This is a genomic window from Spirosoma areae, from assembly GCF_054781775.1.
The window spans coordinates 17,350-33,758 of the sequence record NZ_BAAGTT010000052.1 but is presented as its reverse complement, the minus strand read 5'-3'; the positions used below and the strand labels follow the sequence as shown (position 1 = coordinate 33,758).

The following is a 16,409-nucleotide window of genomic DNA, read 5'->3' as shown; positions in this document are numbered from 1 at the left end:
TCCGCCATTTCGGTCGACTGTTAATCGCTTACAATCAGCTAATTATCTACGTTTTTCAAAACTGGTCGGCCATCATCCAGCCGTTTTTCATACTTGATCTTAAATCGGCTTACGTCAGGAACATGCGTCCGTTTGCGTTTTCGTTCGTATTGGTAAATCGTTTGGCCTAACTGATACAGAAATGGATGTCCAGGGTTGTCATACTCGTATTTGTCGTCGTTCAGAATACCATCACTGTTGACGTAGAGCGTGGCCGTTAGCATGAACTCGACCTTGTTGCTGAAGTCGACCACATAGGCTGCATCGGTCAGAAACCCATATGCCCACCCCACTTTGTTAAACACCCGTACACCCGTCGGTAAGCTGTGATGCAAACTGTCCAGAAAGAAAAATTTCACGTAGCTGTCGTAATACGGTTTCGCGTCGTATTTAGGGTAGTTTGTTTCGCCGGGGTACTGCGACAGGTACTGGTACAGAAACGGGTAGTCCTCCGGCGTCAGGTTGAATCGCTGTTTGGCGGGCACCGACGCTGGAAACATGACCGATTGCAGAATCTGCTGTAAGGTTTCGAGGGGCAGTTTGTTGCGCTCCGTAAAATCGAACGGTTGATTCACCAGACTGTCGTTGGCATAATAGCCCCTGCCGAGTTTAGTTACCCGCCGAAAATCGAACGGGTCCGGATTATAAGCCGCTGGCTGTGAATAAATCAATTTACCATCTTCACCAATGAAGCGAACGGGATTGGTATGACGGTTTTCCTCGGCACTCATCCTGACGAACCGGTGCGTAATGCGCGTATCCAGATACCCTCTGGCATGTAAGGACCGATTGATAGCCTGTTGCCCAACAAACTCATACATCCGGCTATAAGGGTCGTTTTCGCTGACTAACAGGGCTTTTTTGATAAGATGAGCAACCGATGGATACCCGCTTTGAGACGTGCTATCCGTCCATTCCTTCGTTTGCCGGCTGTAAGCGCTATCGAACTGCATGGCCGTGAACCTGGTTAGCTGCGGATTTCTCAGGTTGTTCAGTTTTTCCAGCGATAACAGCGCAAGCGGCAGTTTGACCGTAGACGCCGGGTTGAAATACTCGGTGCTATCGACCCGGAAGTAATAGTTGGTGAATAACGGATTATTGTTTTTATCGCGGTTAATCTGCGTGTAAATAATCTGCAGCCGGTGGGTGTCAGCCTGGCGGAGAACCTGCTGAAACACCGCGTTCCGGTTCGTAGAAAACAGGTTGGTCAGGAAGGCGTCGGTTCGTGGCTGCCCGTAACTAAACGAAGCCGTGAGCGATAAAAAAACGGTGAAAAACCTGAGACGTGGCTGCATAGTCGTTTCATCAAAAACACCGGGTTAAAACCCGGCGCAATAGTATAGTAATTGTGCCGGGTTTTTACCCGGTGTCGTTAGGGATCAACCAACTGGGCAAATAACCGGGTTAATGTTTCGCCCGCATCGGCGCACAAACCGGGATGAACCGCCGAGGTTTGCACAACCGTGCTGCGGGTGGCAGTAAGCCACCGAAAACGGCCCGCTATTGGCAACTGACCAATTGGGCCACCTTCGGCCCGGCCTGCACAAATCCGCTCAAAAGCCCGAAGTCGCTCGTGCAGTTCCGTTTTGTCAGGCCCGGCCGAGAAAGCCCGAAGGCGTTCTTCGTTCAGGTCGAACCGAGTTTGCAGAAAGCCCTGCGCAGAGCAATACAGAATAATGCCCACGTTCAGAAACTCTTCGCGTTCGACGCGCGGCACGACCCGGATAACAGCGTACTCAAACAAGTGCTTTTCTGGCATCGGTAGCTGCGTTGACAAAAATTGCTGAATTCGCCAGCCGGGCCTTTAGAAACCCGGCATACATCTGTCGCTGGTCATCGACTGGGTCTGACGACTCGGTTAGCCAGGCATCGGGAATCAACGACACAATTGACTGCATACGCTCCGCTGTCAGAATCTGGCGAAACTCAGCATCGACGGTGTCGAGTTCGGTAGCCTGTGGGAGTAATACGTGGTCTTTAGCCTGCGTAAATGGTCGCGCAGCCTGTTCCTGCCAGGGCTGGCCCGAATGATGAAAATAAAGCGATGCGCCATGGTCGATAAGCCACAGTTCTTTATGCCACATGAGCATGTTTGTGTTGCGGGCGGTACGGTCTACGTTGGTTACAAAACAATCCAGCCAGACAATCTGCGAGGCCAGCCGGCTATCGACGGGTGTGACCAGGGGGTCGAACGTGATGGCCCCGGACAGGTAGTGCAACCCCAGGTTAAGCCCCTCACTGGCCCGAAGTAAATCCTGAATTTCCTCGTCGGGTTCGGTGCGGCCAAACGCTTCATCGAGGTTGACAAACACAAGTTCCGGCACCCGCAGGCCGACTGTGCGGGCCAGTTCACCCGAAATCAATTCGGCAATGATGGCTTTGGCGCCCTGTCCGGCCCCGCGAAACTTGAGTACGTATAAAAACCCATCGTCGGCCTCAACAATAGCGGGCAATGAGCCGCCTTCACGCAGGGGCGTCACGTAGCGCGTCACGTTGACGGTTCGGAGTTCAGGTTGTTGATTCAGCACAAATAAAAAAGTTGAAACGCAGGCTTTCGATGCTCCACTGAGCTGGATGCGTACATAACGGAAATTGCCGGGAAAATTAAGGCAAATCTTTGAGAGACTGTCTACATTTCTAACGTTAACCACGAATTCCCCGTTGCTGTGTCCTCACCGCGCCACGGAGGCAGCAAACTCTCCGGTAGGGCTAAACGGTGGCTGACGCATAGGTTGCTGCCTCCGTGGCGCGGTGAGGACACAGCAACGGGGAATTTATACCTAATTTTTGACATGTAGACAGTCTCTGAGAAGCAGGGATTCTTCCCGGTAAGATTATAGGATTTAAAATGCCCAGACAACCGCCGGTTGCCGGGTATATTCGTTTAGTAGGATGGTTGGCGTAAACCCGATTGCCATTGGCTTCCGGCAGGGGTAAGGCCTTTTTTTACACCGTTTCAATAACCATTCGTTTTATTTTCCCCTCCTCAAGGGTATACAGGTGTTTCACCAGCCCATCTGTCACAACCTTGCCCAGTCGTTCTCTAACTACCTGATGAACGGTCACGTCAATTTGTTTGCTGGGCGTTAACTGAATCGAAACCGGAACTACTTCAGGGTCAAGTTCCTGCCATTGCCGCAGCCAATAGGCGCGTACTTCCTCATGTCCGGATACGTAGCCGCCCTCCCAGCCGTTGGGCCACTCGACGGCTGGGTGCATTAACTCAAGTACGCCATCAATATTTCGGGCATTAAAGGCCCGATAGGCTCGATTGATTAGATCCTGATAGTCCATTGCCAGGAAGAGAGGATAGAATTCACCAGCAAATTCTATTTCTCAAAAGAAATACATTATAGCCACTGTTAGCGTCGGTGAAGGTTGAGATTTTGTTGGCTATACCTGAGACTGAAAATCGACCGGGAACATCGGACAATCGGGCGAAAGGTGACCATCGAACCGGGAAAAAAGATTGTTTGTCAACCAAAGCAAAAATCCCACACCCTATTCAGCAGACCCGCACCGACACCAAGCAGGGTAACCGACATACCAAGCAGACTCACAAACGCAGTTAAGCAAATAAGGTAGGGCCTGTACACGTTTCGGGTGAACCGCTCATACATCAATAAGCCAATGATAGTGAGCAGGCCCAGCACAGCGCCGGGAATGGGAAAGTCCGGCAGTCGGCCTATGGTTGCACCCAGAAACGGCAACACAGTCATTACCATAAATCGGGCATGGTAGGCTGGCTTGCGCCGGTAAACGACAGCGAGCGTGTAGAACAAAACAAACGTGCTGATGTCGAACGTATTATACACCAACAGCATGAGGTCTTTGCCACGAGACTGATGCTGACGGGCCATCAGCACAAAGGAAAGCACCATGAATGGCACCAGCCCATAAGAGACTTTGCCAACGAGCCGATGAAGTTCTGCCTTTTTGTTCCGAATCAGTATGGGTTGCCCAATCAGCATGGCGAACCACAACAGAATCGTAACCGCATGAAAATGAACCAGTAAGGTAGTGCCGGCAAACGTCGGGAACAGGCCGAAGTAGGTCTTGAAAAATGCCAGAAAGACCAGAATCAGGACGGCAATAAACAGATAGCTAATGTTTCGGTAGGCTTTTTCCACGATACGAAGCGGGTTGGTATAGCCCGTAAATGTAAAAAGCCCACCGGCGCGGGTTTTGGTAGAAAACCGACACGTTTACGCTAAATGCAGAATTTTTTCGGGTGAGTGGGCATATTCTGCGAGCAGCGTATTGGGCGTTGCACCCGCAAATTCTTTGAAATCTTTGAAGAGATGGTGGAAATCAGTGTAACCAAAGTTGACCGCCACCGTAAGCCAGTCGAGGTGAGGCTGCTTTTCTTTGTGCATGAATGCCTGGTGAAAGCGGGCAATGCGGCTGAAGAGTTTGGGACCAATGCCCAGCCGTTCCACAAATTTACGCTCGAATTGCCGGGGGCTTAAACACGCCTGATTAGCCAGCCAGTCCAGCGAAAATCGGGTTGGATGTTGAAGCAGGAGTTGGCCGACTTTGTCGACGGCGTGGACATCGGCTTTTACCCGCCGGATTTTCGACAACAAAAACGCGTCGACAACCGCAATCATGTCGGGATACTGTTCCGTATTGGCTAACCGATCAGTAATCAATTGAACCTCCTGATTGATAACGGCTTCAGCATCGGCTTTTCTGTCGGTGAATTCGGTAAGTGGTACCCGCAGCAGGCGATACAAGCCTCCAACGTGGAAAATAACCCGAATCATGATATAGTCTTCGGGAGGCATCACAAAATTGATGCGGGAAACCTGTTGCCCAAAAATGGCGTTGCGCGGTTCTTTTTTTACGACGCCTGTCTGCATATTGACCGAGGTGACTAAGCCCTTTGGAAAAAACTCCAGACCATGTTCAGGCAACGGCGGAAAGGCCTTGACAAGCGCTGGTTTCGTGGCGTCATACACAAAATGAAGCAGCAAATACTCTTTCACAAAGGCTTGAAGCGCGGGATGTGGCGGAATGCGCTGATAGATCATGCTGAAAGATAGTAAGTAGCTAACAGTCAGGCAAGTAGATTCTCGTATTCGGTCAGGTTTCCACCATGCCAAACACCCGTTCGGGCGATTTGCCATCGGCTTCTAAAAAGGCATTGGGCGTCAGTTGCGTGAATTCTTTAAAATCCCGGACCATATGCTGATAATCATAATAACCGAGTTCGATGGCTATACTCAGCCAGTCGAGACCAGGCCGGGCGTTTTTCAGTTTCATAGCATTTTCAAAGCGGGCAATGCGGGCGTAGAGTTTGGGACTGATACCTTCACGCTCCCTAAATTGCCGATAAAATTGGCGCTGCGATAAACATGCCTGGTCGGCCAGCCAATCCAGCGGTGCCCCGCCGGGACCGGGCCAAACCAGCGAAACAGAAGCCGGATTTTGCAACATAAACCGGCTTACTTTGTCGATAGGTCGCCAGACTCTCCGCTTCGCCCGGTTAACTAAGTACAACAGGAAGTTCTCCACAATCGGAATCATCTCCGTGTAATGCCGGGTATAACTCAGCCGCTCATTGACTAACCGGATTTCAGTGGAGAACACGGCTTCAGCATCCACAAACGTATTGGTCAGTTCGTAGCTGGGAATTCCCGTCAGCCAGAACAACGCCCCCGGCTGAAACTGCACCTGAAACACCATGAAATCACGCCCGACATGCCGATTGGTTACTATGGAGGATTGCCCATTCAGCGTTGAAATCGGTTTGATTAGTTGGTTTCCATCAAAGCCATATTCGTGCCTTTCGGGGTCTTTCGGATAAAACGCCAGGCTGTTTTCAGCACGAGGCCAGTAGGCTTTCACAGGCAAAACATTCAATGACGAGGGAAACGAACAGCCAACCATCTGCAACTGCCGCACGTAGTCGCGCAGAGCCGGGCAGGGGAGTCGGTAGTCGAATATAGCGTCCATGATTTATTTCAGCGATATAGGCGGTCCCAGCACGGTCATGCCATGTGCCTGATGAATTTTCTGAATGTCGGCTTCGGTCGGTGGACCCTTTAGCTTATTCATTTCAGAGAAAAATTCTTCCATTGTGCCCGATGGCTGTACTAAATACACCATTTTCCCGCTGGTTGATACCTGAATCCACGTATGCGGTACGTTTCGGGGACCAAAAACCGTATCACCAGCTTTAACCGTCATTTTTTCAGTACCTATCTGGAATAAATACTCTCCCTCGACCACGTAAAAAATTTCGTCCTGTTTATCATGTACGTGCAGCGGTGGCCCCACTTTTTCTTTGCCGACATACTCGAATACCGAGACGTTCCCAGCGGTATCTTTCGAGGATACTTTCAGGTCATTGGCATTGATACCCCGAAACGGCGTTCGTTCGCCAAACCGGGTTTCGCCCGCTTTCACAAGGAATGGTTTTTCAGTACGTTTAGCAGTTTGCGATTCGGCTTTCAGTGGATTGGTCGTTATGCCTAAAGCGGTAACTGCTACGGTCGATGCCGCCGACGTAACGGCCACCGTGGTATTGGTTAAGAATTTTCTCCGTTGCATAATTCTTTCTATTTAAAGGTGTTATGCAAAGGTTCTGCATCGGATGAGGTATTTGGTGGTAAGAATCGGCCATTTTTACTGATTCAGCACAAACGTATAAGCTGCCATCTCCCGGTCGTCTTTTCGCTGAATGTCCATCACCAGAACCGGGTCAAAAATGCGGTCGCGCCGATTGCCCGGCTCATTCGGGAAAAAGAGTTGCGTGGTCAGTACGCGTTGTCCCGGTGCCTGTACCTTCACGTGGAGGTGACGCGTGCGGCCCGGATACATACCGGGAACAACCGTTTCCAGTTGAAAATACCCCTGCTTGTTGGTGTAGTGGTGACCCCGCAACCGGAAGCCCCGGTTATCGTATTCGCCCCGGTCGTCGGCCTGCCACCAGTCAAGTAGCGCGTTGGCAACGGGCTTGCAGTTGGTATCGACCACCCGACCCCGCAACACCAGCGTTGTGCCCGCAACACCGCGTTCGAGCAGGCTGTTTCGTTCGGGCGAGTTGGGCGTAAAATACGGGCCTTCCGTCAGGCTGGGCGTTGGCTCGTCGTGGTCGTCGCAGGGGGGCGTTGGTTGCAGCGTTGCCGGGCGTCGGCGGGTGATGGCCGAAAAAATACCAAGCAGCGGTAAGGTTGTCAGGAGGGCAAAAAACCGGCGTCGTGTCGTTTCCATCGGAGGAGGTTTGATGCTGTGTTAATGGCTGAAACAGAGCGTACTAAGTTACGTACTAAGTTTGGAAATAAAAGCGGGACGGTCTTTGCGTAAATACTCAACAAGTCGGCTATTTTTAGGCAACTAATTTCTCGACCCATGCCCTGGAAGTTTATTTTACTGGCCCTGCTCGTGCTGGCCCTGCTGATTCCGACGCTGCTCTACGTTGCTTCGGTCGATTGGACGAAACAACACAGCGCCCGTATGTCGGCCCTGCCGCTCTATACCCAAAACGCGGATACGGGACTGTACCGGTTGGCCGTGGATACGCATGAGTTTGTTGTCCGGGTGGCGGGTATGCACAATACGGGGCCAAACCTGCTGTTGCTGCACGGCTTCCCGGAGTCGTCCATCATGTGGAATGCCCTGGCCCGGCAGGCCGCTCAGGAAGGGTATCGGGTGCTGGCATTCGACCAGCGGGGCTACAGTCCGGGAGCCAGACCAACCGACGTGGCTCACTACCACATCGACAGTTTAGCCAGCGACGTGGCCCAGGTTGCCGATGCGGTGGGATTCAAAACCTTTCATTTAGTGGGTCACGATTGGGGAGCGGGTGTTGGCTGGCGAGCAACGATGAACTTACCGGAGCGCATTATGACCTGGACGGCCCTCTCAATTCCGCACTTCGGCGTGTTTCTGGACGGAGTTCTGCACGACCCGGAGCAGAAAAAACGAAGCAGCTACTTCGGCTTTTTCCAACGCCCGCTGCTCCCCGAATTCCTGTTCACCTACAACGGACAGAAAGGGATGAAAAAACTACTCGCCACCCTGCCCGAACCTCACCGAAACGAATACCTGTCCATACTGGCCGAACCGGGCGCACTAACCGCCGAACTAAACTGGTACCGGGCCATGAACGTAGAAAAATTAGTGGCGGGTAAAACACTGAACCGGCCCATCACCCGGCCCACGCTGTTCATCTGGGGCAGCAAAGACTTCGCCGTTGCGCCGTCGGTTGTGGCGAAACAAACGTCACTGATGCAGGGGCCATATAAAGAAATTCGCCTTGAGGCCGGTCATGCCTTAATTCAGGAACAGGAGCGGGCTGTGATAAATGCCGTGATGACGCACCTGAAAACGCCTTATCCCTGACCTACATCGGGTGAATGCTGTGGCCACCGTCGAGCACAATACCCTGCCCGGTCATGAAGTCGCTGTGCCGGGAAGCCAGAAAAACAGCAACGCCCTCCATTTGGTCGAGCGTGCCGATTTGCCCTGATGCCGACCGGCGCCGGGCCGCTTCCTGAAACGCTGGCGACGTTTCGACCGACATCCCGGTTTCGACAAAGCCGGGCAGCACGGCATTGACCTGAATGTTGTTGCGGCCCAGTTCGATGGCCAAAGCCCTGGTCAGGCCCATCACGGCGGCTTTGGTCGTGCCATACCCGGCGGCATAGCCCGTGCCCAGCAGGGCCGCTTCCGATGAGGTAACAATTAGCTTGCCCGGCGCTTTTCGTTCCAGCAGGTGAGCAATCATGGGTTTGTAGGTATTTACCACGCTGTTCAGATTCAGGTTCAATACGGCATTCCAATCGTTGGCGCTCAGTTTATGCAGCATACCCGGCTTGCCCGAACCGCCCGCGTTAGCGAAACAGCTATCCACTTTGCCAAAGTGGGCAACGGTATCGGCAAAGGTTTTCAAAACCTCCTGCTCGTCGGTAACGTCACAGACAAAGGCGGCTGCGTTTTCGCTCAGGGCCTGAAGCTGGTGAAGCGCGTCAGTATTTTTTTGGACGTTGCGGCCCCAAATGGCCACTTGCGCGCCTGATTTGAGTAAGCCTTTGGCAAATGCCAGACCAATGCCACTATTGCCACCCGTTACTAAGGCGACCTGCCCCGTTAAATCAAATAAGTTCATGATAAATCACTCAAGTCGTTTGAGCCGGTCGATGGACGCTGGAGTCGGAAATTCCTCTAAACTAAGCAGATTACCGTCGGGGTCGCGCAGAAAAACGGCGGTTGATTCAGCGGTCGAAACCGGGGGCGATAGACACGAAATGCCAGCGTCGCGGAGTTGTTGGTAGGTGCGGTTGAGGTTACCCACCTCGAAACTGATATTGGTGTACCCGATTCGCGTATACGGCGGTGGGCTGTCCGGCACACGCGTTGGTGGATTGTTGAACTGCCAGATTTCCAGCACCATGTTACCCGTTTTGAACCAGGCTGCCCGCAGTCTCAGGCTGTCGATGTTGGCGATATCGTCTAATTTCGGGCTGTTGCGAATGTTGTCGATTCGGTTGTGGGGTTTCACGCCCAGCAGTTTGGTGTAAAACTCAACCAAACGGTCAATGTCGGGCGTCACGAGGGCTACGTGCCCCATCCAGACCGGGTCAGTAAAGGCTGGTTTATCTAACTGCTCCAGTTCGTACAGCAAACCGTCGGGGTCTTTTGCATACGCATACTGAATGCCGTAGCCCCGGTCGACGGGCGTTGTGCCCCGGCTGACGATAGTGCCCCCGGTTGCTTTCGATTTGGCATACAGGCCCGAAGCCGCCGGTGACTGGTAACAAATATGCGTGATGCCCGGCCCCTGAACTGGCATCGCACTGGCGGGTTTGCCCGTATTTCCCTCGAACTGATTAAGCTCAATCTGCCCGTTGGGACCATGCAGCAGAACGACGCTCCGGGGCGTCGACTTGATGCCGCTTTTCTTTTCGACCGCCACGTTGCCCGTTATCCGATAACGACGGACTTCGGTAAGGCCAATGGCGCCCGTATAGAAGGCAACGGCCCGGTCCAGATCCCGAACGGAAAGACTGACGTGATGGATTCCTTTCACGCCCGGCGTAGCCGTAGGAGTAGTCGACGGCTGTCCCACGACGCTGACCGATACAACGAGCAGGGCGGAGAGCATTATTTTTATTTTTCCCGCATTCATTTCGTGGGAGGGGTAGGTTTAAGCGTAAAAGCAAGTAGTACGTTACCGGCTTTCTCGCCGAACTTAGCGTAGCCCGAATTCACAAAGAGTTGGTTGCCCACCACAACCGGCCCTGCCGAGTCGATGGTACCTCCCGATGCGTTCAGGCCATTTACGGACTCAAAGTCACGATTGGTGTTGAAGGCCCACAAAACCCGCCCGTCGGTTGTTGAATAGGCGTGAAGCATTCCATCTAATGCACCCCCAAATACAACGCCCGGAATCAAGGTAATGGCCGCCGACAAACCGGGCGCACAGACCCATTTTGTGCCTTGCTCGCAGCGGTTTTTCTCAATCGCCGACCACTTGATGGTACCGTTGGCTACGCTGAGCGCGTGCAGCCCCGGAAAAGCCCGTTTGGCCGAATCGGCGGGCCAGGCATCATGGTCGTTGATGGGAACATACAGCGTTTCGCCGTCGCTGGCCATGCCCCAGTGAATGCCGCCCATGATGCCGCCCCGCCCCACGCGCTGCTTCCAGATGATGGCTCCGCTGGCATCGGGATTGAGGGCGTAAACCATGCCTGACTTTTGCCCCGCCAGAATTAAATCGGGCTTGCCGGGTCGACTCACAAAGATGGGCGGTGCGCCAAAATCGTAGTCGGGGCCGTGCTGGTCCGGGCAGTTCGCCAAACCCGGTTGTGTGCAGGCCGCATTCCAGGCATCCTGACTGATGGTTTGCTGCACCCAGTTGATAGCTCCCGTCGATAGCGATAGGGCCAGGATAGCATCGCTCGTGGGCGAGGCCGGGCGGCTGTAGTTTTCGCCCGTGCCGATGTACAGCAACCCGCGTTTGGCGTCGATGGTTGGGCTTGACCAGACCGGCGCTCCCGACGGTCCGTGCGTTTGGGTTCCTGCCGAATTGAGGGCCTGCGGGGCGGGCGTGTCGGTCATGTAGGTTTTCCAGGCCACCGCCCCGTCGGATGCTTCCAGTGACACGACTGAGCCGCGAAATGTACAGCAGGGGTACTTCGCGTTATAGGCAGCAATGACTTCGGTAGAGGATACCGGTATGTACAGTCGATTTTGATGCAAAACCAGCGAGCCGGTAATGGTGGCCTGTTCGTGGTCGTCGATGTGTTTGCGCCACAGGAGTTGGCGCGTTTGCAGGTCAACAGCGTATACATTCGCTTTGAAGTCGCCGAAGTAGAGCCGGTTGGCCACGCCCTTTTTGTCGGTGCCAACGACGATGGCCGACCGCACTTCGGCCTCGGCCTGGAAAGTCCAGCGAATACAGCCCGTGGCGACGTCGAGGGCGTAGATAACCCCCTGTTGACTGGCCGTGAACAGCGTATTGCCCACCACCGTCGGCTGCGAGCGGGCGCGGGTAGCGTCGGGAAAGGCAAACGCCCAGCTCAGCGTTAATTGCGAAACATTATCGGCCCTGATACGTAGGTCGGGGGCAGCCGCATAGCGCCCATTACCCGGCCCCATACCCCAACTGCTGATGCGGGATTTCTGACTATCGGCGCTGGTCGATGGCGGCTGATCGCATTGACCGGACCGGACGGAAGTTTTGGCCGTACCGAGTTTAGAGATGTAGTCGGCGACCGACCGGCGTTCGGTGGCCGTCAGGGTAGCGCCCTGTGCCTTCATTACGCCGTTTTGCAGGGTTTCCAGAATGGCGCTGGCAGATAACCGTTGCAGGGCCTCGAATCGGGGCGCTTCGGGTACGGTTCCCCCGTGGCAGACGGCGCACTTAGTTTTGTAAAGCTGCTCGCCCGCGTCATCTGGTGCCGGTAAGCCGCCCAAAAATCCCGACCCGGCCAGCAGCACGACAAAGCCGACAATTAAGTTTCGGAACAGCATACGCAGAGATTGTAGTGGTTTTCTTAAAAGATGTGGTTACTGCAATCTATACCCGTTTGCTCATAGAGGAGAGAAGGTGCCGGGCAAGTTTTCAATGATTATCAGCCTGCCGCTTTAGCTGTGGGCTGCGATTTATCCTGCTTTTCCTCTAATTTGTCAATCAGTGGGTTGATTTCACACTTGAGTGAGCGGAATTTCATTTTTAAGCCGTCTTGCCTCTCGTTCAACATGCTCAATCGTGTCAACCTGATAACTCATAAATCTTTCAATAATTCGCGGGCAGGACGGCTTTTCAGTTTCCTCTGTTCCACAAGCCGCATTTCTTTTACGCCCTGCCGAATGTTCTTGATTGCCTGTTCGTCTGTATCAGGGAAAAGGGCCATAAAAGACCGGCTGCGATGGCTTTGTTCCAATTTGGTTTACTGGGGTTAACTCCAACTGCTTTAGCACCATAACCACCAACACGATACCCCATATAATCCATGCAGCTACCAGTTGACGTATGGTTTAAATTCGTTTTTAAGTAAATAACTGATGTTACGCCCAATTGGTACTAAACCAGACGCCCCTACGGGGCTGCGGAATGGTGCTGGTTCAGCCCCGTAGGGGCGTCTGGTTTGGTAGCCTGTCGTACCCCATCGGGGCGTAGCAGTAGACCGGGCGCAGCAGCAGTTAATAAATACAGAGCAATAACTGAGAATGCCTTCAGTGATACTTAAGCGGTTTAGTAGTTACTTTTTCTGGTCGGCTTACCCCCTACATCCCCTGAAGGGGACCTAGCTTATGCTTAGACAAAGTGCCCTTCAGGGGATGTAGGGGTAAAACCGACTCCATTAACAAATGCGTTTAGGCCCTTTACGCTTACTCCTAAACCGCTTCACTATTTACTTTACGTCGTGCATATACAGATAGATCGCTTTCAGCTCGTCGTCTTTATAGGTTTTGGCAAAGTATTTCCAGGGCATCGCATCACTGAGTGATCGTTTTTCGGGTGTTTTACCTGTGCGAATGGTGGCAACGAACTCATCGGCACTCCACTTGCCCACCTTACCCGTAGAGCTGAGATCGGGGATGTCGGGTTCATTCTCGCCATGGCCCGGCCCACCTTTGAGGTTAGTCCCATGGCACCCCATACAACTGGTGGCTAAGTAGTGGCCATAGGTCGAATTGACGGCTACCTGAACCTCGTCGACTGGTATGGCACTGTGGTCGATCATCTCGGCCGGAAACATGGGAAACTCACCCAAAAAAGTTAATATTCTGCCTAAAGGCTTAAACGCTTTGGGCGGATGTGACTGGTCAACAGGAGGCTGGCTTTTCAGGAAATAAATCAGCGCACCCATCTCCCGGTTCGACAGCCTGCTGCTAACATCATGGGAAGGCATAAACCAGAGTGGCTTATTCGCTTTGTTTAACCCGTGTCGCAGCGCACGAATCCAGTCCTGATCGGTGTAGTCGATACCCCCTTTGCCTTTTGTCAGGTTGCTGGCATACAGGATGCCCAACGGCGACTTTTCGTCAGAAAATACCTGGCCACGCAGGGTGCTGGTATGGCACTCCAGACAACCCCGTATGCCCGCAATGTGCTGACCCAACTGGTAGGAGGCCGAGTCGTTAGGAATGGCCAGTGTCTGTAAGTTGACCGCATAAACTTTGTTGGCGCGAGACTCCGTCTGGAAATAAGCGACCGTATAAAAAATAAGCAGCAGGACAACAAGACTTCCCAGAATAATGCCTGTCCAGACAAGGATTTTTTTTAGCATGATCACAAACGATTTATAGTGAATGGCCTGGATTTCTGACGACGAAACGCTCCTGTATGTGGTTAGCCTGTATCGAAGTCGTTAATCGCCAGTAAATTATATAAAGTCTTTTCCGGTGCGTTAAATAATTGAGTGAGTGGTTGGTGGGCTAACTTATTTCCCCATTACCCTGCATGATTTCGACGCTGTTTTCGTTAGCTCATAAGCGAACCAGTCTACTTTTAGCTTACTGCATAAATAATGAAAATGAGGATGACAACACAGTTTCTGTTCGTGCTGGCAATTGGTTTAACTCTTGCTGCCTGCGACACCACCGATACGGATAATAGCTTCGACCCCGCGCAACTGGGTCGTATGCAGCTTGTATTCGACAATGTAGCGGGTTCATCAGACCTGAACCTAAACGCCAGCACGTATAAAAACGCCGTTGGCGAATCGTTTGTCGTTACCAAACTCAATTACTTCGTGAGTAATATCCACCTTCGGAAGGCCGACGGCAGCGAGTATGTTGTGCCCCAGGATAACAGCTATTTTCTCATCCAGGAAGACAAACCAGCTTCGCAAACCATTACACTGACCAACGTACCCGTTGCTACATATACCGGCCTGAGTTTCCTGATTGGCGTTGACAGCCTGCGGAGCCTGGCCGACATCAGCAAGCGCACCGGGGTGCTCGACCCCGGTGTATCGACCCACGATGCCATGTATTGGGAGTGGAATTCAGGCTATATTTTTATGAAATTAGAAGGCACGTCTCCCTCGGCTCCGGCGGTTCAGAACAACCGGTTCTTCTGCCACATCGGCGGCTTTGGGGGCGGCTATAACGGCAAAAAAACCATTAATAACTTACGCACCATTACCCTGCCTTTTAAGAGCGATGTGGCAAAAGTGCTGCCTACCGATACACCATCTGTGCGCCTTACCGCCGATGTACTGACGCTGTTTAATGGCCCCACAAAATTGAGCCTTGCCCAGCACTCCTCGATTATGTTTGAGCCTTACTCCGCCGAGATCGCCAACAATTACGCGCAAATGTTCCGTTACGACCGAATAGAAACCAATCAATGAGCCGACCTCGAACCCTATCGCCGAAGCGTTTTGGACTGGCTGCCAGTGCGGTTTTGCTGGTATTCGTCAGTGCCTGTCAAACGCAGACAGGCTTACGACCAGACCCCGTTATGCCCGCGCCGGGAGGAGGAATTGACTACAAACCAACGCCCGTTACACTGCGGAAACCCGCTAATTTTCCGGCCCTGGCCTACAACTTAAACCAAAACCCGCTAACGGTGGAAGGCGTGGCGCTGGGCAAAGCGTTGTTTTATGACCCCCAACTCTCGCGCGACACGACGGTCAGTTGCGGTTTCTGTCATCAGCAGTTTGCCGGGTTTGGCCACTCCGACCACCCGCTCAGTCATGGTATAGGCGGAAAATTTGGCACCCGCAACGTGCCGGGTTTGCAAAACTTAGGCTGGGACCGTGAGTTCTTCTGGGATGGGGGCGTTACCAACCTGGATGAACTGCCCATATCGCCAATTCAGAATCCGGTCGAAATGGATTTAAGAGTAGCAGATGCCATCAGCCGGACGCAGAGAAGCCCCAAATACCCACCCCTGTTCAACGCTGCTTTCGGTTCCGACACCGTTACGACCGCCCGCTTTCTGAAAGCGATTTCGCAGTTTCTGCTCACGCTCGTATCGGCGGATTCACGCTACGATAAATTCGTCAGGAAAGAAGCGGGGGGTGATTTAAACTCCGACGAACTGGCCGGTTTGAGTCTGTTTCAGCAGAAATGCGCGGGTTGCCACGCGACCGATTTGTTTACCGATGGAAGCTACCGCAACAATGGCCTGGCGGTGGGCGGCATCAACGATCAGGGTCGCTACACCATTACGCTGAACGAAGCCGACCGGCTGAAATTTAACGTTCCCAGCCTGCGGAATGTGGCGTATACGTTTCCTTATATGCACGATGGTCGTTTTGCAACCCTGGAGCAAGTTCTGACCCATTACGCGAGTGAGGTGAAGGACAGCCCAACACTCGATGCGGCTCTGAAAGCCAATGGCCGGCTCGGCATTGCCCTGAGCGATGGCGAAAAAAAGCAGCTACTTGCTTTCCTGCGAACCCTCTCCGACGAGACATTCATCAAAAATCGGGCGTTCAGCGCAAATTAGTGGGCGTGGTTCAGGCGGTGTTGCCGGATGTTCATCAGGTGACTCACCACCAGCCCTGCCGACGCTGTGTAGGCTAAATACTCAAAAACTGGTGCTGTATCTTCCAGCAAAAGAGCCACCGTAAATAACCCTAAAAAGCCCCAAAGACTCTTCCTGATAAGAGGTGGAGCATAGTGCCGGGTAGCGAAATAAACCGCGATGATGTTGACACCGATGAAAACATAATCCAGACTCAGAAAGCCAATCCGAAGGGTTGAATTCTGCAACACCGATGAGGTCAGCAGCAGGATGGGCGTTAGCAGGCAGTGAATAATACACAGCATGGAGCCGGTAATGCCGATATAATCTGCTTTTCGGGAGAGCGTATCTGTCTTCATGAGGAGCACAAAAATACGACGCTTTGGTCAATCGTGTTTCTCCTTAACTCAGTTTTATGCAACAAAGTTGCGAAAGA

At 52.8% G+C, this 16,409-nt stretch carries 18 protein-coding genes; 3 read left to right on the top strand and 15 right to left on the bottom strand.

Going from position 1 to position 16,409, the window contains the following annotated elements; translation table 11 throughout:
- Positions 1-38: 38 nt before the first annotated feature.
- The 9 genes from ACYVI1_RS29050 to ACYVI1_RS29010 all read right to left on the bottom strand — a co-directional run bounded on the left by ACYVI1_RS29050 (position 39) and on the right by ACYVI1_RS29010 (position 7,257).
- Complete coding sequence (locus ACYVI1_RS29050; protein ID WP_460914913.1) at positions 39-1,334, bottom strand: serine hydrolase; 1,296 nt, start codon at positions 1,332-1,334, stop codon at positions 39-41.
- Positions 1,335-1,411: 77 nt separating this feature from the next.
- On the bottom strand, positions 1,412-1,798 hold the full coding sequence (locus ACYVI1_RS29045; RefSeq protein ID WP_460914912.1) for a DUF3037 domain-containing protein: 387 nt from the start codon (positions 1,796-1,798) through the stop codon (positions 1,412-1,414).
- On the bottom strand, positions 1,776-2,567 hold the full coding sequence (locus tag ACYVI1_RS29040) for a HipA family kinase (RefSeq protein WP_460914911.1): 792 nt from the start codon (positions 2,565-2,567) through the stop codon (positions 1,776-1,778). Before ACYVI1_RS29040 ends, ACYVI1_RS29045 begins: the two co-directional genes overlap by 23 nt.
- A 418-nt stretch (positions 2,568-2,985) precedes the next feature.
- A complete protein-coding gene (locus tag ACYVI1_RS29035) occupies positions 2,986-3,333 on the bottom strand; it encodes a nuclear transport factor 2 family protein (protein WP_460914910.1) in 348 nt (115 codons plus the stop codon).
- A 182-nt stretch (positions 3,334-3,515) separates the two neighbouring features.
- On the bottom strand, positions 3,516-4,169 hold the full coding sequence (locus ACYVI1_RS29030; protein ID WP_460914909.1) for a hypothetical protein: 654 nt from the start codon (positions 4,167-4,169) through the stop codon (positions 3,516-3,518).
- A gap of 75 nt (positions 4,170-4,244) precedes the next feature.
- Entirely contained in the window at positions 4,245-5,072 is an 828-nt protein-coding gene (locus ACYVI1_RS29025; RefSeq protein ID WP_460914908.1) for a helix-turn-helix domain-containing protein, read from the bottom strand.
- A 52-nt stretch (positions 5,073-5,124) separates the two neighbouring features.
- Positions 5,125-5,997, bottom strand: a complete 873-nt coding sequence (locus ACYVI1_RS29020) for a helix-turn-helix domain-containing protein (protein ID WP_460914907.1) — start codon at positions 5,995-5,997, stop codon at positions 5,125-5,127.
- A 3-nt stretch (positions 5,998-6,000) separates the two neighbouring features.
- Positions 6,001-6,594, bottom strand: coding sequence for a cupin domain-containing protein (locus ACYVI1_RS29015; RefSeq protein ID WP_460914905.1), 594 nt, complete (start codon positions 6,592-6,594; stop codon positions 6,001-6,003).
- A 75-nt stretch (positions 6,595-6,669) separates the two neighbouring features.
- Positions 6,670-7,257, bottom strand: coding sequence for a dioxygenase family protein (locus ACYVI1_RS29010; protein WP_460914904.1), 588 nt, complete (start codon positions 7,255-7,257; stop codon positions 6,670-6,672).
- A 138-nt stretch (positions 7,258-7,395) separates the two neighbouring features.
- Between ACYVI1_RS29010 and ACYVI1_RS29005 the strand changes: the two genes are divergently transcribed.
- Positions 7,396-8,388, top strand: coding sequence for an alpha/beta fold hydrolase (locus ACYVI1_RS29005; RefSeq protein ID WP_460914903.1), 993 nt, complete (start codon positions 7,396-7,398; stop codon positions 8,386-8,388).
- Between the two features lies 1 nt (position 8,389).
- Here ACYVI1_RS29005 and ACYVI1_RS29000 read toward each other — a convergent pair whose 3' ends face one another.
- The 5 genes from ACYVI1_RS29000 to ACYVI1_RS28980 form a co-directional block, all read right to left on the bottom strand.
- A complete protein-coding gene (locus tag ACYVI1_RS29000) occupies positions 8,390-9,154 on the bottom strand; it encodes an SDR family NAD(P)-dependent oxidoreductase (RefSeq protein ID WP_460914901.1) in 765 nt (254 codons plus the stop codon).
- A 6-nt stretch (positions 9,155-9,160) separates the two neighbouring features.
- Complete coding sequence (locus tag ACYVI1_RS28995) at positions 9,161-10,174, bottom strand: VOC family protein (RefSeq protein WP_460914900.1); 1,014 nt, start codon at positions 10,172-10,174, stop codon at positions 9,161-9,163.
- Positions 10,171-12,021 carry an outer membrane protein assembly factor BamB family protein gene (locus ACYVI1_RS28990; RefSeq protein ID WP_460914899.1) on the bottom strand — a complete coding sequence of 617 codons (1,851 nt, stop codon included), beginning with the start codon at positions 12,019-12,021 and terminating at the stop codon, positions 10,171-10,173. Before ACYVI1_RS28990 ends, ACYVI1_RS28995 begins: the two co-directional genes overlap by 4 nt.
- A gap of 254 nt (positions 12,022-12,275) precedes the next feature.
- The gene (locus tag ACYVI1_RS28985; RefSeq protein WP_460914898.1) at positions 12,276-12,404 is read right to left on the bottom strand and encodes a hypothetical protein; all 129 of its coding nucleotides are present in this window, start codon (positions 12,402-12,404) and stop codon (positions 12,276-12,278) included.
- A 501-nt stretch (positions 12,405-12,905) separates the two neighbouring features.
- Complete coding sequence (locus ACYVI1_RS28980; RefSeq protein WP_460914897.1) at positions 12,906-13,784, bottom strand: c-type cytochrome; 879 nt, start codon at positions 13,782-13,784, stop codon at positions 12,906-12,908.
- Positions 13,785-14,036: 252 nt separating this feature from the next.
- On the opposite strand from ACYVI1_RS28980, the gene ACYVI1_RS28975 reads away from it, so the two are divergent.
- Together ACYVI1_RS28975 and ACYVI1_RS28970 are read left to right on the top strand one after the other, a co-directional pair.
- Entirely contained in the window at positions 14,037-14,852 is an 816-nt protein-coding gene (locus ACYVI1_RS28975) for an MbnP family protein (protein ID WP_460914896.1), read from the top strand.
- Positions 14,849-15,955, top strand: a complete 1,107-nt coding sequence (locus ACYVI1_RS28970; RefSeq protein ID WP_460914895.1) for a cytochrome-c peroxidase — start codon at positions 14,849-14,851, stop codon at positions 15,953-15,955. Before ACYVI1_RS28975 ends, ACYVI1_RS28970 begins: the two co-directional genes overlap by 4 nt.
- Here the strand turns inward: ACYVI1_RS28970 and ACYVI1_RS28965 are convergent.
- A complete protein-coding gene (locus ACYVI1_RS28965) occupies positions 15,952-16,332 on the bottom strand; it encodes a MerC domain-containing protein (RefSeq protein ID WP_460914894.1) in 381 nt (126 codons plus the stop codon). The genes ACYVI1_RS28970 and ACYVI1_RS28965 overlap by 4 nt on opposite strands.
- Positions 16,333-16,409 lie beyond the last annotated feature (77 nt).